The sequence below is a fragment of the Brucella anthropi ATCC 49188 genome (assembly GCF_000017405.1).
Lineage (GTDB): Bacteria > Pseudomonadota > Alphaproteobacteria > Rhizobiales > Rhizobiaceae > Brucella > Brucella anthropi.
Genome location: NC_009668.1, coordinates 580,049 through 604,079, shown reverse-complemented (window position 1 = coordinate 604,079; position 24,031 = coordinate 580,049). Strand labels below are relative to the sequence as shown.

The following is a 24,031-nucleotide window of genomic DNA, read 5'->3' as shown; positions in this document are numbered from 1 at the left end:
TAGTCTCCTAAAAATCGTTTGCCCTATTTTTCCAGTAATCCCGCCTCCATATACTAAACTCTGCACGATTAATACCCGACGGTATATCGCTTCCGTTAATATGTATCGTACTCGAGTTTTTCTGATGGAAAGTTTGCGTCAACTCTGCAATCGGTCCTGTTTGAGACTGCGTCATATGATGGAGATTTATTGGATTTCCATCGGGACCGATAGGGGCTCGGCCAGACTGCATTAATTCAAGATTGGTCTTTCCTGTTCTCGGATCGACATATTTCGGATCGATTAAGTCATTACGTTGATAGACTTTATTTCCGCTGACGACAATTGGATCGTTCGACCAATACTGCCTGTTCTGCTGAAAATAGCTTTCGACATCAGCTGAGGTGGCTTTCCTACTTGAAGGTACGATTTCGTCAACATTTCCACCTTCCCGCTTTATCGTCCCTCTTGGTCTTAAGCCACCTTCAATTAACGCAGCGCCAGCAATGAGGCCCAGCGAAATTGGCCCCCTCAAAGCCTGTGAAACCTCCTGAGGATTCCCAGTAGCAATTTGTAATGATTTTGGGTCACTTAAACTCGAGAGTAACTCCTGCGGCAGAACATACGTATCTTTTTCGTCTGCATATTTTGCCGCACCCACAAACACCATATGGCGTTCGCTATAGTAGAGCGGGCTGCTCGGATCGCCCAAACCTTTACGCGCCAAATCTATGTATTCAGCCGCTGCATAGCGCAACTCAGCGCGAGCTTGTTGACACTCATTACTGTAGTCGCCTCGACACCTGTCGAGCAATTCGTCTCTTTCGTACGATTTCTGTCTAAGGTCGTCTGCAATCTTGCAAGCTTCCTGATTCCCTTGCGAACAGTCAAAACGAGCTTTGTCAAACTCCTCTCGCTCAGCATGCTTCAGATAGTTATTCTGATACGCATTCCCGGCATACGCAGCACCAGTTCCGCCTGTTACCGCGCCGAGACCCTGAAGGATGGACCCGGTGATGGTGTTGACCATGAGGTCCGCTGCTGAACCGGTGACACCTGCATCCTTAACAAACTGCTCGACGAGTTTGTGGATTTCCGGTGCGAGTTTTGCCGACATAGCACCGCCAGCCATGCCAGAGAGCATTCCGCTGAAGTCAGTGAGGCCCCCAAGAAGACCGCCCGCGATGGCGTGCAGGATGGCCGGGCCAGTTCCACCCTCCTTCCAGAACTCCATCTCTTCTGTGTTTTGATTCCTATTTGCCTCAGCAAATCGCTCTGAAGCATAATCACCAATCATCTTGGCAGCTTTGGCGGCAGCGTCATCGTAGAGCTGCTGGGTCTTCAGCTGCTCATCAAGAAGCTTCTGCAGATCGGGAATGCCGGGCAGCGACGTGTTGGTGTCGGTGGTGTCACGACGCAGATCGTCGATATTCTGCTTCTGATTATCCGGATCAGTGATGACTATCTCGCCGGGCGAGATGGCTGACAAAGCCTTCCCGGTCTCGCTTTCACCTTCCTTGATCGGTGGAGAGACAATAGGGCCGCTACCGGTTATACCACCGCCATAGGTATCAGCTTTCCATTTCGAATGCGTATCAAGGTCTTCGAACTCCAGCGTGCCGGTTTCCAGACGGTTGTTTTCTTGATCGGCTTCACTGGTGACAAGACCACCTTTCAGCTTCGTATTGCCATCAACCTTGATGTCGAAACCGCCCTCGCCTGCATGAATGCCGGACTGTTCGGAGACGATTGCGGCATCGCCCTTGGCTGTCTGATAAGAGCCGGAGATGCCGCCGCTTGTTTGTCCCTGAGCGTTTTGCCCACGCTGCCGCTGACATTGACCTGCTTGGCCTTGGCAGTCGACGTATCGAGCTGGCTTTCAATGTTCAGATCGCCGCCAATGTCGGCAATCACCGTCTCGCCGGAAACGGTCGCACCGCTTAGAGATTTTCCTGTACCGAGTTACACTATTATTCGGCTATAGTGCTGCATCTGAAAGAAACATGAAGTGCTCCAAACCTGTTGAACTCAACTAGTTACTGGCGTCACACAGCTTATCCCCCCCTGAAAAACTGTCTGAATGCGGTTTCAGAGCCATTAATCCAGTCGACTATCATTATTTTTCGTTAATAACGATGAATGGAGTTTTTTACTGGCCTGCAAAATCTCTATGCCGACCAGTCGTCCATCATTGTCAAAATCAAGGTGAATCTGACCGTCGACAAGATTCGGATCACAACAATAGGTATAGTCAACCAACGTTGGACTAAATTCATCGTTGAGATTTATATAAGCCGCATCGACGCTGTCATCATACGAAATCTTCATTGCCTCGCCTTCAAGTTATCGATGTATGTACTGGGATTTCGCGGGCGAACAACAGTGGTAATTCTGTTACCAACACCCACAAAAACATTTGTGGTTGGATCATAATATCCATCCAAGGTCTGACCATTTTGCTTGTACTGGAAAGGTTGCTGCTTCATAGCATTATTTATATTGTCTGTTGAAATATTGCGGTTTGTGGCCTGCTGGGCTGAATGAATACTCATTTCTTTGCCTTGAATGACAATCACTGACTCCCCAGCAGACGTCGTCCTAATGACAATATCGTCTACAGATCTGTTCAGATCAACCGATGAGGTACCTGCCTTCAATTGGGTTGTTCCGATCAAACCAAATGCTATCGCGGTCACACTATCGGAAACATATTTCAGTGCTTGTCCTTTGAGGAAACACCCATCTCCTCCTCCATGATCCTCGCAATAGCCTGCACCTGCGGCAACGTCCATCACCCGTTGCTCAAATACGCTCGCACCACCAGTCAGCCAACGCTCTTGGACCTGATAAGTAAGCAGTCGTTGCGCCACTGCTTCACTCAAACCCAGCTCTTGTAGTTCCATTATCTGGAGATAAGCGACCTGAGGATCACCATACAAATCGCCCAATGTGTTCCGAACGCATTCAGTCGTCCTGCATGCATCTAGTTCCTTTTCCTGCTTGAAATCCAGATCAGAATAACGTTTTGAGACTTCCGCCTTGCATGCTTCGACGTTATCGTTTGCACCACAATCTATGAGCTCTTTTTTCAACTCATCTAATTGTTGATGGTTGAGATAATTGTTCTGATACGCATTCCCGGCATACGCAGCACCTGTTCCGCCTGTTACCGCGCCGAGACCCTGAAGGATGGACCCGGTGATGGTGTTGACCATGAGGTCCGCTGCTGAACCGGTGACACCTGCATCCTTAACAAACTGCTCGACGAGTTTGTGGATTTCCGGTGCGAGTTTTGCGGACATCGCACCGCCTGCCATGCCAGAGAGCATTCCGCTGAAGTCAGTGAGGCCCCCAAGAAGACCGCCCGCGATGGCGTGCAGGATGGCAGGTCCATTGCCGCCTTCCTTCCAGAACTCCATCTCGGCTTTATTGTCGTTCTTATAAGCTTCAGTATATCGCTCCGACGCATAATCACCGATCATCTTGGCGGCTTTTGCGGCAGCGTCATCGTAGAGCTGCTGGGTCTTCAGTTGCTCACTGAGGATTTTCTGCAGATCAGGAATACCGGGCAGCGACGTGTTGGTGTCGGTGGTGTCACGACGCAGATCATCGATATTCTGCTTCTGATTGTCCGGATCAGTGATGACGATCTCACCCGGAGAAATCGCTGACAAAGCCTTCCCGGTCTCGCTTTCGCCTTCCTTGATCGGTGGAGAGACAATAGGGCCGCTACCGGTTATGCCACCGCCATAGGTGTCAGCTTTCCATTTCGAATGCGTATCAAGGTCCTCGAACTCCAGCGTTCCGGTTTCAAGACGATTGTTTTTCGGGGCGGCTTCACTGGTGATGAGACCACCTTTCAGCTTCGTATTGCCGTCAACCTTGATGTCGAAACCGCCCTCGCCTGCATGAATGCCGGACTGTTCGGAGACGATTGCGGCATTGCCCTTGGCTGTCTGATAAGAACCGGACAACCCACCGGTAAGCCCGGATGGATTGGACCCGACACCAAGGCTGGCACCAACCTGTTTGGCGTTGGCTGTAGCCGTATCAAGCTGGCTTTCGATATTGAGATCGCCGCCGATATCGGCAATCACGGTTTCGCCCGAGACTGTCGCACCGCGAAGATTGGTGTCGTTGCCGGAGTTTACATAGACCGTACCGCTACCTGCGACATGTGTATTGACGTTGGTGACGGTCTTGTCGTTACCCTTGCCCTGACCGAAGCTCGCGCTAATGCCGGGACTTAGGAAGTCAATGGATAGTCCGCCGGAAACATTCTTGCTTGAATTTTCCGTTGTGGCCTTGGCGCTTTCCAGATTGATATCATTGCCTGCAATGAGCGCAATATCACCGCGACCACCGGACAGCGTGCCATCTGCGTTGTAACCGGCACTGATCTGTGCGCCAACGGCATTGATATCACGCCCGGCTTCAACAATGACCGTATCGCCAGCACGAATTGTCGTTGGAACCGGTGTGGAGGACGATCCTTCAGCGCTGTTCTTCTGATACTGGAAACCGATACCAAGCGATGTGGATAGAAGTGGGCCGTTTTCGTTCGTTGTCAGGCTGTCATAAGCATATTTGCCGTTGATCCCGGCAATGGTCGCCATGGCAATCGAATTGGCTGCATTGCCATCGCCAACCTTCTTTGCATCGCTTTTGCCGGGATTCAGACAATTACTTTTCCACCTGAGAGGTCAAGCAAAAACCTGAACAGACTAGTTTCAAACGCTTGCTCTTTTCCCGGTCCAACTGCATAAATTTTGGTAGCTGGGGAGGCCAACGTATCGAGATAGAAATAAACCCCACTGCCGTCATCACAAATGGGGATAAAGCTCTGGCGGTCAGCTCCAATCTGTTTCCACTCCCGAAGTTGTTTGGTCACAGCAACAACGTCTTGCCATAGCGGGGGATCGTTCCTTTCCATTTTGGGAAGTCCGTAAACTTCGAGTCCGCCTGCCAACACAGCGCCATATTTCTGCAACAGCTCACGATACTCCAACGGAAACTGAACCCCCAGATCAGCTTCAGCCTGCGCAATTGCCAAATCTCCTACAGGCCCGGAAACCTCTCCTGCCTGACACAATCTATCAAATTCTTCACGTTCTGTAGTCATAATGTTCTCCTACGGCATAATCTGCCCTGAGTTTACAAAATCTTGGTATCTCTGCTGCCAATATGACTGAGAGTACCCGGGCTGGCGCACAGGACCTCCCTGCCCCGGAATGTGTAAGGGTCCCCCCGTCGCAGAGTTATACCGATTTTGTGATCGCGTAACTTCAATCATTTTGCCAGTCTCACGGCCTACGTGATGTAGCTGAATAGGCTCCCAACTACCGTTCGCAGTTCTAACAAAAGGAGCCTGACCATTTCTCATTCGAGTGATATTTTGAGGGGTGAGTTCAATGTCTGACCGCTGAATGACCAGTTCATTGCGATGCCGTGTCACCCCATTCCATGTGGTACTATTACCAAACGTTGCCTCGGCATTTGCGAGAAACTGAGCCTCGTCGGCATCTCTCGGTTGAACGCTGTTAAATCGACCTGTCCCTCCCGAGTTAGGGGGCGCTTTATTCAAGAAATTGCAACTTGTGACATCCCCACCCGCGCAATCTTGCAATGCAACGGCGGTATCCGCCATGGTAAATGCAGCAACACAAGCTGTGCTTGCCAGACAAGCTGCCGCCACTTCGGTAGTGACCGTCAACCCTATCATTGAAGCCAGTGTGAATACGCCCAGATTGCGCAACGCATCCTGATTGCGCAGCTCTGCAATCTGTTTGCTCTGCGCACGGCATGCATCACTCGTCACTCCACCGCAGAACACGTCCCGGAAGGTTGCGATTTCGGAGACGTTATCCAAGCCATAATATGACCGTAGGGCATCCAAAGCATACGCATTCGACTGGTTGATCGTGTTCGGAGGCATCCGCTCGACCATATCCTGACGCAAACTGCTCGCAGCAGTACGGGCTTCAAGAATGGCGTTCACATGCTGGTCAACGCAGGCGTAACTATTCGTATCAAGACATTCGAGGAATTCGGCCTGGTTAGAACGATAGATCTCGTCAAAGCCGCCTTCGGTCCAGACCTGTTGTGCACAGCTTTTATAGTCGGATGAGGTTTCACACTTAGCGAGCGCTTTCTTGTAAGCCTCAAGGTCATGAAGCCCGAGATAGTTATACTGGAATGCATTCCCCGCATAGGCAGCACCGGTTCCGCCTGTTGCCGCGCCAAGGCCCTGCAGGATAGCCCCCGTGATAGAATTGACCATGAGGTCGGCCGCTGAACCGGTGAGCCCAGCATCCTTTACAAACTGCTCGACGAGTTTGTGGATTTCCGGCGCGAGTTTTGCGGACATCGCACCACCTGCCATGCCAGAGAGCATTCCGCTGAAGTCAGTGACGCCCCCAAGAAGACCGCCCGCGATGGCGTGCAGGATGGCAGGTCCATTGCCGCCTTCCTTCCAGAACTCCATCTCGGCTTTATTGTCGTTCTTATAAGCTTCAGTATATCGCTCCGACGCATAATCACCGATCATCTTGGCGGCTTTTGCGGCAGCGTCATCATAGAGCTGCTGGGTCTTCAGTTGCTCACTGAGGATTTTCTGCAGATCAGGAATACCGGGCAGCGACGTGTTGGTGTCGGTGGTGTCACGACGCAGATCGTCGATATTCTGCTTCTGATTGTCCGGATCAGTGATGACGATCTCACCCGGAGAAATCGCTGACAGCGCCTTTCCGGTTTCGCTTTCACCTTCCTTGATCGGTGGAGAGACAATAGGGCCGCTACCGGTTATGCCACCGCCATAGGTATCAGCTTTCCATTTCGAATGCGTATCAAGGTCTTCGAACTCCAGCGTTCCGGTTTCAAGACGATTGTCTTTCGGGTCGGCCTCACTGGTGATGAGACCACCTTTCAGCTTCGTATTGCCATCGACCTTGATGTCGAAACCGCCCTCACCTGCATGAATGCCGGATTGTTCGGAGACGATTGCTGCATCACCCTTCGCTGTCTGATAAGAGCCGGACAGTCCGCCCATAAGCCCGGATGGATTGGACCCGACACCAAGGCTGGCACCAACCTGTTTGGCGTTGGCTGTAGCCGTATCAAGCTGGCTTTCGATATTGAGATCGCCGCCGATATCGGCAATCACGGTTTCGCCCGAGACTGTCGCACCGCGAAGATTGGTATCGTTCCCGGAGTTTACATAGACCGTACCGCTACCTGCGACATGTGTATTGACGTTGGTGACGGTCTTGTCGTTGCCCTTGCCCTGACCAAAGCTCGCGCTGATGCCGGGGCTTAGGAAGTCAATGGATAGTCCGCCAGAAACATTCTTGCTTGAATTTTCCGTTGTGGCCTTGGCGCTTTCCAGATTGATATCATTGCCTGCAATGAGCGCAATATCACCGCGACCACCGGACAGCGTGCCATCTGCATTGTAACCGGCACTGATCTGAGCGCCAACGGCATTGATATCGCGCCCGGCTTCAACAATGACCGTATCGCCCGCACGAATTGTCGTTGGAACCGGTGTGGAGGACGATCCTTCAGCGCTGTTCTTCTGATACTGGAAACCGATACCGATGGACGTCTGCAGGAGTGGGCCACTCTGCTGAAATCCATCGTTCCACTTCTGACCATCCGTCAGTGCATCGTAGGCATATTTGCCGTTGACCCCGGCAATTGTCGCCATGGCAATAGAATTGGCTGCATTGCCATCGCCAACCTTCTTTGCCGCGTCATAGGCATTTCCAACAGCTTTTGCTGCCTGAGACGAAACCGTTGCAGTTATACCAGCAAATAGTTCCTCATGCATGGTCTCGTAGTTGGTCTTGTCCTGTGCCGAGAGCAGATTGACATCACGTTCCGCCAGAATATCGACCGTGGAGCCTGCCTCGACCTGTGCAGCCTGAAGATTGGCATCACGGCCTGCCGTGATAATCACATCGCGGCCTGCACTTAGCGACGAGGTGGCGTTGGTCTCTGCACCCTGACGTGTCTCGGTTTTGGAAGAACCGTAACCGATGCCGATGGAGGCTGAACCGTTGCCGGAACTGAACTGAATGCCGATGCCTGAGCGCTTTTCCTTGTCTTCGGAAGCATAGCTTTCAGCGCCCGGCAGGATGTTGACATCACGCGCCGCTTCAAGCGCGATATCGCCGCAGTCCTCGCAGGACTTGCCAGCTGCAACATGGCTGCCGATGATATTGACATCACTCTCACGGGCCTTGATCGAAACATCATTGCCAGCTGAAAGCGAAGAACCGACATTGGCCACGACATCGGTATCGCTACTCTTTTCCTCCTTGCCCCAGATGGAGAAGAACCCGCCACCTGAACCGGCACCGAGACCAGACTTCTTCTTGCTCTGGTCCAGATCGTGCGCTTCCTGCGCGCCAACCCGCTTCTTTCAGTTACCGACTGCCTCAACTCATTGACGCATTTATTCATCGCATTGGCGGGATAGATGCTGTCTTTCGTGTCAAATGATGCGGTCAAACGGGTGCCATTATCCATTTCAAGGATTTCAGCTTCAGCGGTTCCACGTCCGGCAAAACGCAAATTAACCGCCGTGTCGCCGTTGAAACGCTCGTCAACAGAGTAAATCACAGCTGCCACGGGGTCGGTTTCCGAATTTACAGTCTTGGCGACAGCAGAAGTCGTGGTGTAATCGCCATTGCCCATTCTGAAGCTGAAATTCAGGCTCTGGCTCGGCTCTGACAACTCTTGCCCGATACGCCCGTCAACTCGATTGAAGTGCAGTGCCAACGTGGAATATTGGGAAATGCGCCCATTATCGATCCGCATTCCAACGTTGTAAAACAAGCCCACCTTCTTAAAAACGTCCGTCGTTATCATCTTGCAGACATGCTCATTCGGGTCTGATGCCGACCGGTCGAGATATACTTCCCAGCCAGCCTCATTCATATAGACCTGCCTTTCAGCAGCAAATGCTGATGCACCGATGAGATTGGCCAGAACAAAGCCGCCCAAGAACGATACGGATCGAACCAAACGCATTCCAAACTCCAGATTCTTGCAGATTTAACGTGGACCTTAAGAGAAGCGGATTTTCACTTCTTCCATCAGCTGATTGATCTTCTTCGCTGTCGATTTTCGTTCTGAAATCAGAGCGATATAGAAAAACACGATCAAGACCGCACAGAACCAATATTCAATCGGGTTCACGACAAGGCAAAGAAAGCCGCCAATCATCAAGAGCATGGCCACATAGCCCATCAGCTGGAATTTCGGCCTTCCCCATAGCTTAACGATCAAAGCGTCATCCGAGGATGATTGAACTGTCGAAACAGCTTTGAACCCCCACGGTCGAATGATCGATCCACCCGAATAATTCGTGCGGGTCGCGTCTTTCTGTTTCGCCCTCACTTTCGAGAAAACTTCCGCAAACCGCTCCTGAAGGAATTCATTCACCCCTTCCCGCTCAGCATTCCGGATTTTCACCAGTGTATTTACCGTTTCCGCCATGTTGCCCTCCGCCTTAGCAAAACCCGATTCTGAATATTTTCAGGTCGTAAATTACGGGTATTCCTATAACGTGGCCGATCTAATGGCAACGGTGTTTCGTCTGCCAATGGAGATTCTAGAATTATTAGCAATTAATCTGAGGCGCATTCGCGTTGCTCGCGGCATATCGCAGGACGACCTTGCATTGATTTCAGGCGTAGAACGCGCCTACACGGGTCGTCTTGAAAGAGGAGCGATGAACCCAACAGTTAAAACGCTTGCCAAGTTGGCAACAGCGTTGGAATGCAGTGTTGCGGATTTTTTTGCAGAGCCGGATGAAGAGGCATTGTTAAGAAACAACCTGCGACCGGGACGCAGAGGCCAAACCGACATCAAAGAATAATTTCCGCCGCCTTCGGGAATACCGTTCGATCATACTGAGAACTTTAAAAGCCAGAAAACTCATTGGAGAGGCTGGCTTGGCGATACAAGCCGTGGTACAAAATGCCGGTTCGATAGGGAAAACCGAATAAGCTTTTTCAATAGCTTACAGAATATAGAAACCAAAATGGAGTCCTTCGCCCGCTCCAGTTTTCCGATCAGATAGGCAACAAAATCCCGGCTTTGCCCGGGATTTTTGCTTTTAAGGCGTATTTTGCATCAGCTAAGTTCCACGGTTTGCCAGTGCGGATTACCGCAGGATCACGAGTTCAGCCGACTTGGAACCAATCGCCGGCTGAACCCTTAACTTGCTAAAAGTGCAGCGTGTCAGGTCACCACGTTTTCTTCGTAAGTCTTTTTCACCCCCGGCACACAAAGGCAGGCTGGCACGATCAGAACGGCGATAAGCATCATCGCTACAAAAGTTGCGTGCAGGGCATGTTGAAGCGCTAGCCGAAGCTCCTGCTGATCTATCAACATCTCCGCGCCATTCAACAGATCCCGAAGTTGGTCTGACGTAATCGCTTCGCCATGATTGGCGTTGGCAAGACCATAGGTCAGCACCGCACCGAGAATGGCTGCTCCGAGCGTACTGCCCAAATTGCGCGAGAAGACGTTTGATGCCGTGGCGCTGCCGCGCTCCGACCAACTCACACTATCCTGTGTCAGGATGAGCGCCCCAATGTTGAGCAGCCCCATGCCGAAACCCATGATCAGAGAACCGGTTCCAGCCAGTGTGGCTGAACTTGATGGAGTCAGCATGACAAGCAGGAAGGTGCCAATCGGAATGCAGATGCTTCCGGCGATCATGATCGGGCGTAATCCGAACCGCGTGAACTGCCGTGATGCGATCGTGGCACCGCACGGCCAGCCCAGCAACAACATGGTCAGGGCAAAGCCCGCGACCACAGGAGAACGGTCGAGAACTGTCTGTACATACATCGGCAGGAATGTCGTCAGCCCCATGATCGACATACTGGCCAGAAAAACCGCCAGATTGGAGAAAGCGATAGGACGTTTCAGCCACAGGTCCGGTGCGACCATAGGCTCCTTCGTGCGACGTTCCTGCCAGATGAAGGCAATCAGCGAAAGAGCAAAGAGAATGAACGCCAGAATTCCCTCGAGCGAAACCGCGCTCTCCATCAGGGTGAGCGCAATCATCAGGGAGGAGATGGAGACGGCGAAAAGTGCTGCGCCAAGCACATCGATCGATACCGGCTTTGTCCGCTTCTCCTCATGAAGAAAGAGAAGAAAGCCCGATGCCGCCAGAATACCGACCGGCACATTAATCCAGAATACCCAGGCCCAGCTCAAATTGTGAATGATGAGACTGCCAAGCAACGGACCGACAACGGCTGACAATGCCCAGACGCTGGCAAGATATCCCTGAACCTTGCTGCGCTGCACTCCGGGGAAGAGATCTGCCACCACGGTCATCGCCGCAGGCTGGATCGCCCCTGCCCCAATGCCCTGCAATAGCCGGAAAACAATCATCGAAGGCATAGACCACGCAAAGCCGGCCAGCACCGAAGCCGTCAGGAACAGTGCAATACCAAAAACAAGCACCGGCTTGCGCCCGTAAATGTCGGCCAGTTTGCCAAACACGACTGTCGTTGCTGTCTGTGTCAAAAGAAATGACGAGAAAACCCAGGAGTAGAGATTGAGCTGGCCCAGCTGCGCCGCGATCTGCGGCATTGCGGTCGACACAATCGTTGCCTCGACGGCGATCATGGCCATGCTTGCCATAATCGCGGCAACAACAAGCCCGCGATGAGAATGTTTTTCTGTCATGGATTGCCTTCAGACCAGAACCGGTCGTCGTTGAGGGAAGCCTCCTCGCCTCCGACGTGTTTCTTAGACCTGCCCGATCACCATCGCAATAGGTTGCCCGTCCCGGCGAGTACACATTGTTGCTACCTCAAGACCATCGGGCTCACTCAATCGACGGAAATGATCAGGCTGCTTGTTTTAGCGCACAACTTATCGGAAAACCGCTTCACACTTTGCAGAAACGCCTAACCTCTTGGAGAATGACCATGACAAACAGCACACCGCCCTATTTTCTGGAGGATACGGACGAAAGCGAAATCTCTTCCGATGTCGCAGGCATCGGCAATCTTCTGGTAACCACCCATATCCCCATCCGGGCAGACGGCTCCATGGAAACCGGCGACATAACCGTCCAAAGCGAATGCACGCTGAACAGCCTCAAAGCATCGCTCGAAAAGGCAGGCAGCAGTCTGGCGAATGTCATTCACCTGACGATCTATCTGACTGACATCAATGAACGCCCCGCCTTCAACGAAGTTTATCTGCGCTTTTTCAAAAAGCCTTTTCCGGTTCGTTGCGCGGTCGGCGTCGCCGGGCTCGCCACGCCTGAAATGCGGGTCGAAGTCACGGCAATGGCCGTGCGCAATCAATAAGTTACGGAGCGGACGATCAGACGGTTTCGTTCAGCATATCCGGGCGTCGCGCACGAGCGACCCCGAGCTCAAGCAGGCTTCAGCGCACATTCTGCAAGAATTGCATATCATCATGCGCTAATTTCATAACCTACTTCTTTGGGCTGCCTAGCCGTTGCTTCCGGGTTTATGCAATGCTCATGCATCAAACCAGAGGAGGGGTTCGATAAAATGAAAAAAATCATAACAATAATGGGTATCGCAGGCGCTATTCTGGCTACCGGATTCTCTGCCTATGCGGGAGAGACGCTGGATCGCGTCATGGAAAAAAAGGCCATGGTTGTCGCGACCAATGCTGGCTGGCCGCCCCAGAGCTTTCTGGATGATTCCAACAAGTTGGTAGGCTTCGACGTGGACGTGGCCAACGAGATCGGCAAGCGTCTTGGCGTCACCGTTTCCTTCGAAACGCCAGACTGGGCAACATTGACAGGTGGTCGTTGGCAGGGTCGTTATGACGTTGGCGTCGGATCGGTCACGCCAACCAAAGCCCGCGCTAACGTCATCGATTTTGCTGGCATCTACTACTACAGCCCCTATGTCTATGTCGTTCATAAGGACAGCGCGGCAAAATCTGTCGCCGACCTCAAAGGCAAAATCATCGGTGTCGAGACTGCAACGACTTCCGAAGATTACGCTCGTCGGCAGTTGGAAATCGACGCCCCCGGCCTTCCCCCGATTGAATACAAGCTCGAACCAGGCGAAATTCGCACTTTCGCAGATTCCATGCTGCCATTCGACGATCTGAGACTGGGTGATGGCGTCCGCATCGATGCAATCATCGCTCCAGAGCAAACGGCACAGAACGCCATCAAGAATGGCTATCCCGTAAAGATTATCGAAGGTGAATACGCTTTCCGTGAGCCGTTGGTGGTTATTGCCGAAAAAAACGATCCAGACTGGACAGCCAAGATTGGCGAAATCATCAAGCAGATGAAGTCTGACGGTACTTTGGCGACACTCACTGCAAAGTGGTACGGCAAAGACTACAGCGCCGACTGATATTACCCTTACATCAATATTGAAATGAGCCATCGTGACGATGGCTCATCCGATATGCTTTTCCTGGTGTTGCGATGACTTATCCGGCCACTTACTACAGCCAAACAAAGGCGGACGATTTCGCGCGTCCAACGCTTGAACGCGAAACAACAGCAGATGTCGCAGTGATTGGCGGCGGACTTGCAGGCTTGTCGGCCGCGTTGCAGATGTCGCGAGCTGGCAAGAAAGTCGTTGTCCTGGAAGCTGAAAGCATCGGCTTTGGCGCATCCGGACGCAATGGTGGATTTGTCAGCCCCGGCTTCGCGTCCGGTGGCGATGACATTGCTGCCCGCACGGGCAAGACGGTTGCCAAAACACTTCATGAACTATCGATCGAAGGCGTCGGTTTTGTTCGACAGAACATTGACACGCTGAAGATTGAAGAAGCCCAACTCATTCCCGGCATTATGAGCGTGCGCCGGTATGACGACGGTGAAAGCCTGAAACATTATGCCGAAGCGCTTCAACGTGATTATGGCTACAGAATAGATTTTCACTCAACGGCTGAAACGCGCAATATTCTGAATTCCAAACGCTATTTCCAATCGGTCTATGATCCCAATGCGTTTCATATCCATCCGCTGAACTATTTACGGGCGCTCGGTCGCGAGATAGAGCGGCTCGAGGGGCGGATATTCGAGCACAGCCGCGTGCTCCAATTGCTCCACCACAATGATGGCAAGCTTATAAAAACAGCCCAGGGACAGGTCAAAGCGGGCAAAGTACTGATCACCACTGGTGGCTACACCGACGGGCTCGTCAGCCAGATCAGACGGGCCTATCTGCCCATTGCCACCTATGTGATGGTGAGCGAAGAAGCGCCCGAATTGATCGCGTCGGCGATCCGTACCACGGCCGCGATTGGTGATAACCGTCGTGCCGGTGACTACTACCGTGTAATCGACGGTGGTCGCAGGCTTTTATGGGGCGGACGCATTACGACGAGAGCAGCCGATACGCCCGGTGTAGTCCGTGAATTGCGCAACGAAATGGTTGGAACCTATCCTCAGCTTGCTTCACTGAAGACAGAGTTGGCATGGTCGGGCCTGATGTCCTACGCCAGACACTTGATGCCCCAGATCGGTCAATTGGACCGCGCTACATGGTACTGCACAGCCTTCGGGGGGCACGGGCTGAACACAACCGCGATCGGCGGAAAGATCGTGGCCGAAGCCATTTGCGGACAGAGTGACCGCTACAAACTCTTCGAAAAATTCGGGCTGGTCTGGGCCGGAGGCGCTGCAGGTCTTGCAGCCGCCCAGCTAACCTATTGGAAACTGCAGATGCAGGATTGGCTTGCGGAGCGAAAGGCAAGCTGACAGGGGAGAGAACATGCTCGGGAGGTTTTTTCTAACGCGGCCCGAGGCCGCTAAACGTACTGTCCAGATAGCGTTCTTTGTTATCCTGACAGCACTCTTCTGTTTCATGAATATCCGGTTCTCCGGCATAACAAACTGGCTTGGCATCGACCCGAAAGCCGCAAAAGCCGGTTTCACCAAGGCGACGCTAATCTCCTCGATACTGCTTAGTATCGTCATCTTCGCGAATTGGAGCTTCCTGAGACTTTTTCCGCGTTGGGCGCAGATCACGGCAATATGGCTGGAACTGTTCCTGCTGCTGATGATCTTCTTCTATTCATTCGATCTCTCATTTGATTTTATCGCAAGAAAGATCGGATTTCTGATCAGCCAGGGTGTCGTCACGACGCTTTATATTTCCGCAGCCTCGATATTCTTCGCAACCATTCTGGCGCTGATCGGTGCGGTGGCCAAGCTTTCTAAGAATGGCCTCATCTACGGCCTGGCGACGTTCTACACTTCGCTTTTTCGTGGCCTGCCATTGTTGATGCAGATCTACATTATCTACCTTGGACTGCCGCAGGTGGGCTATGTCATCGGACCTATTCCCGCCGGCATTCTGGCGCTGTCCCTATGCTACGGCGCCTATATGACGGAAATCTTCCGCGCAGGCATCGAGAGCATTCCCCGCGGGCAGCAGGAGGGCGCATATGCGTTGGGCCTTGGGCCCTCGCAAACCATGTGGCTGGTCACCCTTCCTCAAGCAATGCGCATCATTATTCCCCCAACCGGCAACCAGTTCATCGCGATGCTCAAGGACTCGTCTCTAGTCTCCGTCATCGGCGTTTGGGAACTCATGTATCTTGCCCGCACCCAAGGTCAGACCGAGTTCCGGCACATCGAAATGCTCATCACCGCATCGATGATCTATTGGGCCCTGTCCATCGTTCTGGAATACGGTCAGGCCAAACTCGAAGCTCGCTTCAAGCGTTCCATCGCGCGTTAAGCGCGATGGAAATCCACTTCTCATTCAGTCGCCCGATAAGGGGGACATGCTGATAAATGACAAGCAGAGCGACCATGGACAAGCGTCACGAAATTCTGTTCGAGCCGATCAAGATTGGCCCCGTTACGACGAAGAACCGCTTTTATCAGGTTCCGCATTGTAGCGGCATGGGTCATCGTTATCCCGAGCACGATCTGCGGCTGCGTGAAATGAAAGCGGAGGGCGGCTGGGGTGTCGTTTCCACACAGGAAACCGAAATCCATCCGACGTCAGATATCACGCCATCCAATCAGGGCCGCATATGGGACGAGAAAGACGCCGACCGTCTCCAGAAGCTGACTGAGGCCGTCCACCAGCATGGTAGTCTCGCTGCAATCCAGCTTGTGCATAATGGTATCCACGTCTCCAACCGTTTGACCAGACTGGCGCCGCTCGGTCCCATGGACATGATTGTCGATGTGGAGGACCCAGTTCAGGCAAGAGCCATGGACAAGGCTGACATCGCCCGGTTTCGCAAATGGCATCGCGATGCCGCACTTCGCGCCAAACGGGCCGGTTTCGATATTATCTATGTCTATGCGGGTCACGACATGACCTTACTGCAGCATTTTCTGCTGCAACGCTACAATACCCGCACGGATGAATATGGCGGGTCGTTCGAAAACCGCTTGCGATTGTTCCGCGAGGTTCTGGCCGATACGCGCGATGCTGTCGGCGACAAATGCGCGATTGCAGTCCGCTTTGCGGTCGAGGAGTTTCTGGGCGACCAGGGCATCCAGCACAATGGCGAAGGTCGGGACGTCATTGCCGCTCTTGCCGATGAACCCGATCTTTGGGATGTAAACCTGTCCGGCTGGTCCAACGACAGCCAGACGTCGCGCTTTTCACAGGAGGGCTTTCAGGAGCCTTACATCTCATTTGTAAAATCACTCACCAGCAAACCAGTTGTGGGCGTTGGTCGCTATACCTCGCCGGATACTATGGTGCAGGCAATCCGCTCCGGTGTTTTGGACCTCATCGGCGCAGCCCGTCCGTCAATCGCCGATCCATTTCTGCCCGAGAAAATTCGGAGCGGTCGCATCGATGACATTCGCGAATGCATTGGCTGCAATATATGCACGGCCAGCGACAACACCGTTGCACCATTGCGATGCACGCAAAACCCGACAATTGGCGAAGAAGCACGCAAGGGCTGGCACCCAGAGAAAATCGGCAGGCTGCAGACCACCGAGAAAGTTTTGGTGGTCGGCGGAGGACCAGCCGGTCTGGAAGCCGCTCGCGCCATGGCCGAGCGCGGTGCAGAAGTCATCGTAGCCGAAAAGCATACCCATTGGGGTGGGCGCGTCACGGAGGAATCTGCCCTCCCCGGGCTGGCAAGCTGGGCGCGTGTTCGCGATTGGCGCATGATGCAATTGCAGCGCGCGACCAATGTGGAGATGTATCTCGACAGCCAACTCGATGCAGACGAGATTCTGACTTACGGAATCCCGCATGTGGTGCTGGCCACCGGAGCGCACTGGCGCGCGGATGCAGTCGGTCGCTCGCATCGGCAACCTCCGGAAACACTGGAAGGACGCACGCTGAGCGTCGACGCTATCCTGAAAGACAAAACATCACTCGATGCGTGCCGCGGACCTCTGGTGATATTTGATGATGATCGCTACTACCTCGGATCAGTTCTGGCCGAGCTGGCCGTGAGCCGCGGTATTGATACGACATTGGTTACGCCAGCGCCGATCGTGGCTCCCTGGACGGAACACACGCTTGAACAATCAAAAATTCAAACAAGATTGATTGAGCTGGGTGTCAGGATAATCCCGCTGCATAAGCTCGCAAGACAAACATCGGACAGTCTGTCGGTCGCATGTGTCTATTCCGGCAGGGAAACCGAGATTCCATGCAGCACACTGGTACCAGTGACCAGCCGCCATCCCAACAACACGCTGCAAGCTGCTTTGGAAGCCCGCAAAAATGACTGGCAAGATGCGGGCGTGATATCCGTCACGGCGATTGGCGACTGTTACGCACCATCTATCATCGCGGCTGCGGTCTACAGCGGCCATTATTACGCCCGTAATTTTGGCGCACAGGCCCCGGAAAATATGGATATGTATCGATAAAGACCCATCCGGTCGGCCAGCGTTCTGTTGATAGGCGAGGCTCGAACAGGTGTAACGGCGCAGGCGTTCGGACCGTTAAACAGCAGCTATCAACGGGTGGCTCCTGTGACCTTTAGTCTGGACGAACCAAGAGCTTGAATCTGACTCACCATGGCATGCGATTGGTCTCGCATCGCCGATGGTGTCATGCCGAAGTGCTGGCGAAACACCCGATTGAAATAGGAAAGATCGCCAAAGCCGACCTCATAGGCAATTGAACTGATAGAGCGATTGTTCTGTCGTGAAACACGCAGTCGGGCCATATCCAGTCGACGCTCAAGCACGTAACGGGAGAACGTCGTATTCTCAGCCTGAAAAAGCTTTTGGACCTGACGGGCAGTAACGCCAAACCTTGCGGTAACCGTACCAAGATCGAAGGTTGCATCCGACAGACCAGTCTCGATGAAAGCTTTGATCTGCGAAAGGTTTCGACCTGAGCGATGTTTACGGTGATCGTCCCGGAGAAACTCCAGAACCATTGGCAACACCTGTCGGAAGTGCGCCGCGATCATCTCGGCTTCGCCGGGCGCGTGCGCGCCTCGCATGAGCAGATAGGCACCATGCGTAATAAGGAGCTTTAATGGTGGATAGGCCTTCGGTATTGGGCGCATCAAAAAGTTTTTCACGGCCTGTTTTGAGACAGGAAAATAGCTCACAGGCAAACGTCCACAATCGACACGTCCGCCTTCAGGGAGCCACCATTCATACGCCTTGTCCGGCGACAGAAAAACTACGTCACCCGGCAACAGGTTCAATGTCTCACCGGATTGTCGGATGCGAAGCGGTCCTTCCATGCTTCGCACCATAAGCAATTGATCGGCCGAGCATCCGCCTTTACCCCGGATCAATATCTCGCAACTCGGAAAATAGCAGGTCATGATCCGGAGCGGATCTACCGAGCAGTAAATACCCCGGACAGCACCCTGTGCAGTTGCGCCTACGACCAGCGAGACATCTCCCACAATCTCAGTGAGCGCCGAAGCACAGAGTTTGCAGTCGGTTTCATTCCCGATATCGGCAATATGAAAGTGCTGCGGAACTATCGTTTCGATCTGCTTAGACGGAATCATGATGCATCCTTGCAACACGGGTAAATGACCAACGGTCAGTTCGTCCTGGTCCTATCAATTTTCGCCAGAAACCAAGCCGAACGCACAGGCCACCCTATAAAGTTGACAATAATAATCTAGTTTAAACGACTTTCGCGGAGACGGCCAGTCCTGTCTCCGTCGAATGAAGGCGGGACGACAAAAGGAGACCTTCATGGATCACCCTCATGACCGGGCACCATGTCCTTTGCGTCCAGGGGCGACTGTAACGGACTGATGGAAAACCGACGCCAAGGATTGGCCATCCATCGGATTCCATTGACTATTCTCACTCGGGGAAAAACATGAACAGGCAATTCATAGTTCTGCTGCTCTCAGGCTGCGGATTTACGACGGCAGCGTTTGCACAGGAAACTACAGGCAACGACGCAGGGGTTACGCGACTGGACCAGATTATCATCACCGCCGGACGCAATGAGAGCTCAATTGCCGCCGTTGCTCAATCCGTTCAGGTGATTGATCGGGAACAAGTCGAAGAAGCGATGCGAATCTCGCCGAATGCCAGCGACTTGATTTCGCGCCTGGTTCCCGGTTTCGCACCAAGCAACCAGACCATATCCGGCGCGTCGGAAACATTTCGTGGTCGCAGCGTTCTGATCATGGTGGACGGCGTGCCCCGCAACACACCACTGCGCGACCTGTCACGCATCCTGTCGATGATCGATCTCAATTCTGTTGAACGCATTGAGGTCGTGAACGGAGCTTCAAGCCTCTACGGTGCCGGCGGGACAGGCGGAACGATCAATTTCATCACCAAGCGGGGCACCAGCGATAAGCCGACCGTCACGGTACGCACCGGCCTTTCCGGCTACACGGAAAACCTTGGCAAATCGACCGCGCCTGAAACGAGCATCTCCATTGAGGGTCGAAAAGACAAACTCGACTATTACTTCTCCGGAACCGGCGACTGGACCCGCCGCACCTATGACGGACATGGCAATGAAATGCCATCCGACGCCATGCTTGGACAAGGTGGCGGCGACAGGACGGTCAACGGCAATTTCTTCGGTATCGTAGGCTATGAAAGCGGTCCGCGCCGGTTTGAAGTCAGCTTTGACTGGACCTACGCCAAGCAGAAGCCGGAATGGTTCACCAACTACACGACGAACCCGGTTTCACCGAGATTCGGTTCAGCCTACACCGGCGAACCGCTTCGCGAGGATTCCAAGTATCTGACTGCAAAATATACCGATCAGGATTTTGCGCTCGGCAATCTCGAAGTGAAGGCTTTCTATAACAAGATCTTCAAACAGTCCCCGTTCACCGAACTTTCGGCTGTGAACACTCAGGTCTATTATTCGGGAAATCCCCGACAGCCGACCGCATGGTTCAACCAGTCGAAATATGACTTCGACCGGACAGGCGTGAACATGACCATCACGACACCGATGGATTTCATCACCAATGGCAGCAAGCTGACCTGGGGCGTCGACTACGCTTACGACAAGGTGGCGCAGACACTGCTGAACGACGAAGATGCTATCGCCCCGATGACGCAGAATTCCATCGCAGCTTTTGCGCAGGCCGAAGTTCCCGTCACGGAACGGTTCCGTTTGCAGGGCGGCGCGCGTTTCGATCAGTTCTACCTCGATGTGAATGATTTCACGCGGCCTACAGCAGTTGCCTGGCCTGCGCGGTCACTGGCGAATATCTATCCGGCGATCAGCGTTCTTGGTGGTTCGTTTGACTACAACGCATGGACCTTCAACGCTGGAGCCGTGTACGACGTTACGGAAGAGGTGCAGGCCTTCGGTAATTTCTCGCAAGGCTACAGCCTAACGGATATTGGCGCATTTACACGCCGCGCGGGTGTCAATTCACTTGCAGAAATCTGTGATGCCTACGGCTCGATAGCTGCCATCTATGGCTGCCGCGGCACGCCTGACTACACGATCAGCTATGCCGACATCGCGCCAAAGCCTCAGCTGGTCAACACTTATGAAGTGGGTCTGCGCGGCGATTGGGGCGATCTTCGCAGCACTGTGAGCAGCTATATTTCCACCTCCAAGGATGGTGTGAACTATGATATCGCGGCAAACCGCGTAAGCCAGCAGAAGGAACGCATCTGGGGCGTGGAGGCACGAGCCGACTACGACATCAATTCGATGTTCACCATCGGCGGTCTGGTTGCCTATCAGGAAGGCAAATATGACGCCAACCGGGATGGCAGCATCGGTTCGGACGAATACCTTCCCAATAACCGTATTCCAACCACATGGAAGGGGCTTGCCTATACCACGGTGTCGTTCGAAGGCGGGTACAAGGTCCGGGGGGAAGTTGAATATTTCTCGGGTCGCGACCGTATCAAGGGTCAGCAGATAGACGACGCTACATTGGTGAATATGGCGTTCTCGAAAACCTTCGAGAACGGCAGCGAAGCAAGCCTCGCCGTCCGCAACGTCTTCGACACCTATTATATCAACCCCACGGCAACAGCCACGCGTAACGCACCTGTCGCAGGGCTGGGGCGCAGCGTTTTCCTTTCCTATAAAGTGACGTTCTAGGGCAGAGCCGGGCGATGAAGATGCTTTTCAGCACCACGGCCTGCCTAGCAGGCCAACACTCTCACAAGGGCAATCGATGATGACGATTGCCCCCTCTTCCATCGCCCGCCCCTCATCACGGACACGGTTGTTCTGTGTCCTTGCAGGGCTCTATCTGGCTCAGGGCATTCCGACCTATCTGTTTGCTGCCGCCCTGCCTCCCATCTTGCGGGAACAGGATGTGTCACGCACCGCTATCGGCATGTTTTCCATTCTGCTTCTGCCCATGGTCCTGAAGTTTGCATGGGCGCCTTTGGTCGACCGTTTCAGGCCATGGGCACGTTCTCACCGGGCTGGCTGGGTTGTGCTTACGCAAAGCGGGATCATCGCAGCCATATTGTGCCTCATCCCGCTGGGACCAGATAACGTCATCGGAATTTTCATTGTCGGTTTCATTGCCTCTCTTTTGCTTGCCACTCAGGACATAGCGACCGATGGCTATGCTGCAAAATATCTCGACGAGGCAGACAGACCTCTCGGCAACGCCATCCAGGGCGGTGCGGTCGCTTTCGGCGTTCTGATCGGCGGAACGCTGGGACTGGTTCTTTATCACCACGCAGGCTGGGCGATCATGCTTGGCACGATTGCATTTCTTTCGCTCATTCCTTTGATCGCCGCCTTATCGATGCGGGAAAACGACCCCGCACCTTTGCTCGACGGGCGGGCTCTTTCACGTCCCTCGATCATGCATTTCCTACGCCGCGCCGAAGCACGGCAGATCCTGTGGATTGCACTGATCTATCGAGCAAGCGAAGGGCTGATGAAAGCCATGGAGGGACCCTATCTGGTGGATGCCGGCGTTCCACTCAACGTGATCGGCTATCTGTCAGGTGCCGCCGCCGCAACCGCAGGCATTGCCGGTTCTGCCATCGCCGCCGTTCTTCTTCGTCGCAACGGTGTCGCCGCAGTGCTTGGGCTTCTGGGGAGCTTGAGAACAATCTGCTTTCTACTGTTCACCCTGCATGCTTTCGGCGCACTGGGCGGAATTTGGCCGCTTTACGGGGCATCGGCATTTCAGACGATCATCCGGTACATGGAGATCGTTGCGCTCTACAGCCTTTTCATGAGCGTCACCTCACCTGATCAGCCTGGAACTGATTTTACGATCCTCGCCTGCGCACAGATTGTTGTCTATCTGGCTGGTTCTATGGTTTCAGGCATCCTTGCAGATCGTCTGGGCTACGGCCCTCTCTTCGCTCTGGCAGCAGCGCTTTCGGGGCTGGCCGTTCTCGCCACGATTAGGATGCTCAAGACACTACCGAGGGCAGACGTTGATGCCATTGGCAGGCGGTCGTCATGATCCAGCATCGCTCTTGTTCTTCATGTATTTCGGACCTTCATCGAGAAGGCGAGAAGCGCTGCCATGCCAGCAAGGATCGCGCTGACAAAAAGCGGTGCCTGCGCAGAGACTGTGAAAAGATAGCCGCCGGAGATCGCGCCCGCTCCCTGGCCAAGTACGTGAGCACTTGCAAGCCAACCAGCCGCAGCCCCCTGTTCTCCCTGTTTCATCCGTCCGGTGAGCCATCCAAGATAGTTGGGCGTGGCAATCGCCATTCCTACCCCGGCCATCACCAGTCCGCAGAGATTCACATATGCGAGGGGTACCGCCACGAGCAGGACACCAGCAGCCAGCAGAACTGTACCGAGGATAACGCAGGTTCTATTGTCGAGCCGCAACCGGGGAATGACCAGTATCTGCGTCGCGATCATCGCAAGCGCCACGACGATCAGCGTGATCCCCGCAGCAGCGGTCGCCTCGGCCGGACCGACGGCAAGATGCAGTTGCAGCAGCGGTCCGAGGATCATCTGAACATGTCCGAAGGACATCGTGACCAGAAATCCAAGTCCGAGGAATGGCAGCAGGCGTCCGTCGAGTGGAGAAAGATATGCCCGACTATCGGAACGCGGACCAGCTTTGCCGACAGTGTCGTTTGCAGCAGGCGCCAGCAGGAGACTGAGCGGACTTGCAACGAGCAGCATAAGTGGCAGAAGCGGCATGACACTGGCGGTCACCGCCGCAGCCGAACCCAGAATGCGGCCAATGCTGAGCCCGGCGCTGAGCCGTGCCAAGGCAACGGTGCGCTCCTTTTGCGGCAACAATCCGGAAATCCAGGCTTGAGCAATCGGCATAATTCCAGCGGATGCCGCCCCATAGACGAGGCGCGATACTACGAGCAAACCGAGAGCCGGCACATAGGGCAGTGGACCCGCCACCATCAGCGCCAGAAAGATGAGTTGCGCCAGCAGAAGTACGCCCCCCAGCCAATACAGAGCGCGACGCGCTCCAATTCGAGCGCCGAGCATTCCACACAAGGGAGCGCTGGCAACGAAGGCCACGGCACCAAGCCCCGCTGTAAGACCGATCTCACCTGTTTGCAGACCCGTCGCAGTCGCGATGAGAGGGACGAGCGCAATGAATGCTGTCTGATTAAAACCGATAGTCGAAACGGCAACCGAAAGACGAGAAGACATTTTAAGCGCCGTATCATCGAAACCCATGGAAATCACCGCATGTT

At 53.7% G+C, this 24,031-nt stretch carries 18 protein-coding genes; 9 read left to right on the top strand and 9 right to left on the bottom strand.

All coding sequences use genetic code 11. The features are described from left to right. Positions 1 to 7 precede the first annotated feature (7 nt). Positions 8 to 1,468: an HNH/ENDO VII family nuclease gene (locus OANT_RS26985; RefSeq protein WP_049768432.1), complete on the bottom strand. Its 1,461-nt coding sequence runs from the start codon at positions 1,466 to 1,468 to the stop codon at positions 8 to 10. A 153-nt stretch (positions 1,469 to 1,621) separates the two neighbouring features. Here OANT_RS26985 and OANT_RS27500 point away from each other — a divergent pair, with 153 nt between their 5' ends. Beyond that, positions 1,622 to 1,963 carry a hypothetical protein gene (locus OANT_RS27500; RefSeq protein ID WP_235823026.1) on the top strand — a complete coding sequence of 114 codons (342 nt, stop codon included), beginning with the start codon at positions 1,622 to 1,624 and terminating at the stop codon, positions 1,961 to 1,963. A gap of 113 nt (positions 1,964 to 2,076) precedes the next feature. On the opposite strand, the gene OANT_RS16940 is transcribed toward OANT_RS27500, so the two are convergent. From OANT_RS16940 to OANT_RS16920, 5 genes are all read right to left on the bottom strand, one after another. Further along, a complete protein-coding gene (locus OANT_RS16940) occupies positions 2,077 to 2,307 on the bottom strand; it encodes a DUF2283 domain-containing protein (RefSeq protein WP_012092716.1) in 231 nt (76 codons plus the stop codon). After that, positions 2,304 to 4,595, bottom strand: coding sequence for a hemagglutinin repeat-containing protein (locus OANT_RS16935; protein ID WP_012092715.1), 2,292 nt, complete (start codon positions 4,593 to 4,595; stop codon positions 2,304 to 2,306). Before OANT_RS16935 ends, OANT_RS16940 begins: the two co-directional genes overlap by 4 nt. Before the next feature lie 59 nt (positions 4,596 to 4,654). Beyond that, positions 4,655 to 5,101, bottom strand: coding sequence for an SMI1/KNR4 family protein (locus OANT_RS16930; protein ID WP_012092714.1), 447 nt, complete (start codon positions 5,099 to 5,101; stop codon positions 4,655 to 4,657). 9 nt (positions 5,102 to 5,110) lie between these two features. Next, the gene (locus OANT_RS16925; RefSeq protein ID WP_012092713.1) at positions 5,111 to 8,269 is read right to left on the bottom strand and encodes a hemagglutinin repeat-containing protein; all 3,159 of its coding nucleotides are present in this window, start codon (positions 8,267 to 8,269) and stop codon (positions 5,111 to 5,113) included. Positions 8,270 to 9,048: 779 nt separating this feature from the next. Continuing rightward, positions 9,049 to 9,480 (bottom strand): hypothetical protein, encoded by a 432-nt coding sequence (locus OANT_RS16920; RefSeq protein WP_012092712.1) that lies wholly within the window; start codon positions 9,478 to 9,480, stop codon positions 9,049 to 9,051. On the opposite strand from OANT_RS16920, the gene OANT_RS16915 reads away from it, so the two are divergent. After that, a complete protein-coding gene (locus tag OANT_RS16915) occupies positions 9,479 to 9,862 on the top strand; it encodes a helix-turn-helix domain-containing protein (RefSeq protein ID WP_235823027.1) in 384 nt (127 codons plus the stop codon). The two genes, OANT_RS16920 and OANT_RS16915, sit on opposite strands and share 2 nt — an antisense overlap. Positions 9,863 to 10,227: 365 nt before the next feature. Here the strand turns inward: OANT_RS16915 and OANT_RS16910 are convergent, their stop codons facing one another. Beyond that, a complete protein-coding gene (locus OANT_RS16910) occupies positions 10,228 to 11,691 on the bottom strand; it encodes an MDR family MFS transporter (protein ID WP_012092710.1) in 1,464 nt (487 codons plus the stop codon). Between the two features lie 245 nt (positions 11,692 to 11,936). On the opposite strand from OANT_RS16910, the gene OANT_RS16905 reads away from it, so the two are divergent. The 5 genes from OANT_RS16905 to OANT_RS16885 all read left to right on the top strand — a co-directional run bounded on the left by OANT_RS16905 (position 11,937) and on the right by OANT_RS16885 (position 17,824). Continuing rightward, entirely contained in the window at positions 11,937 to 12,323 is a 387-nt protein-coding gene (locus tag OANT_RS16905) for a RidA family protein (protein ID WP_012092709.1), read from the top strand. A 210-nt stretch (positions 12,324 to 12,533) separates the two neighbouring features. Then, positions 12,534 to 13,361, top strand: coding sequence for a transporter substrate-binding domain-containing protein (locus tag OANT_RS16900; RefSeq protein WP_012092708.1), 828 nt, complete (start codon positions 12,534 to 12,536; stop codon positions 13,359 to 13,361). 74 nt (positions 13,362 to 13,435) lie between these two features. Next, complete coding sequence (locus tag OANT_RS16895) at positions 13,436 to 14,719, top strand: NAD(P)/FAD-dependent oxidoreductase (protein WP_012092707.1); 1,284 nt, start codon at positions 13,436 to 13,438, stop codon at positions 14,717 to 14,719. Between the two features lie 13 nt (positions 14,720 to 14,732). Further along, entirely contained in the window at positions 14,733 to 15,704 is a 972-nt protein-coding gene (locus tag OANT_RS16890; RefSeq protein ID WP_012092706.1) for an amino acid ABC transporter permease, read from the top strand. Positions 15,705 to 15,760: 56 nt separating this feature from the next. Then, on the top strand, positions 15,761 to 17,824 hold the full coding sequence (locus OANT_RS16885; RefSeq protein ID WP_012092705.1) for an oxidoreductase: 2,064 nt from the start codon (positions 15,761 to 15,763) through the stop codon (positions 17,822 to 17,824). Between the two features lie 89 nt (positions 17,825 to 17,913). Here the strand turns inward: OANT_RS16885 and OANT_RS16880 are convergent, their stop codons facing one another. After that, positions 17,914 to 18,948, bottom strand: a complete 1,035-nt coding sequence (locus OANT_RS16880) for a helix-turn-helix transcriptional regulator (RefSeq protein ID WP_246750204.1) — start codon at positions 18,946 to 18,948, stop codon at positions 17,914 to 17,916. 308 nt (positions 18,949 to 19,256) lie between these two features. On the opposite strand from OANT_RS16880, the gene OANT_RS16875 reads away from it, so the two are divergent. Beyond that, on the top strand, positions 19,257 to 21,476 hold the full coding sequence (locus OANT_RS16875; protein WP_012092703.1) for a TonB-dependent receptor: 2,220 nt from the start codon (positions 19,257 to 19,259) through the stop codon (positions 21,474 to 21,476). Between the two features lie 76 nt (positions 21,477 to 21,552). Further along, a complete protein-coding gene (locus OANT_RS16870; protein ID WP_012092702.1) occupies positions 21,553 to 22,815 on the top strand; it encodes an MFS transporter in 1,263 nt (420 codons plus the stop codon). Between the two features lie 20 nt (positions 22,816 to 22,835). Here the strand turns inward: OANT_RS16870 and OANT_RS16865 are convergent, their stop codons facing one another. Beyond that, positions 22,836 to 24,014, bottom strand: a complete 1,179-nt coding sequence (locus OANT_RS16865) for an MFS transporter (RefSeq protein WP_012092701.1) — start codon at positions 24,012 to 24,014, stop codon at positions 22,836 to 22,838. Positions 24,015 to 24,031: the final 17 nt, after the last annotated feature.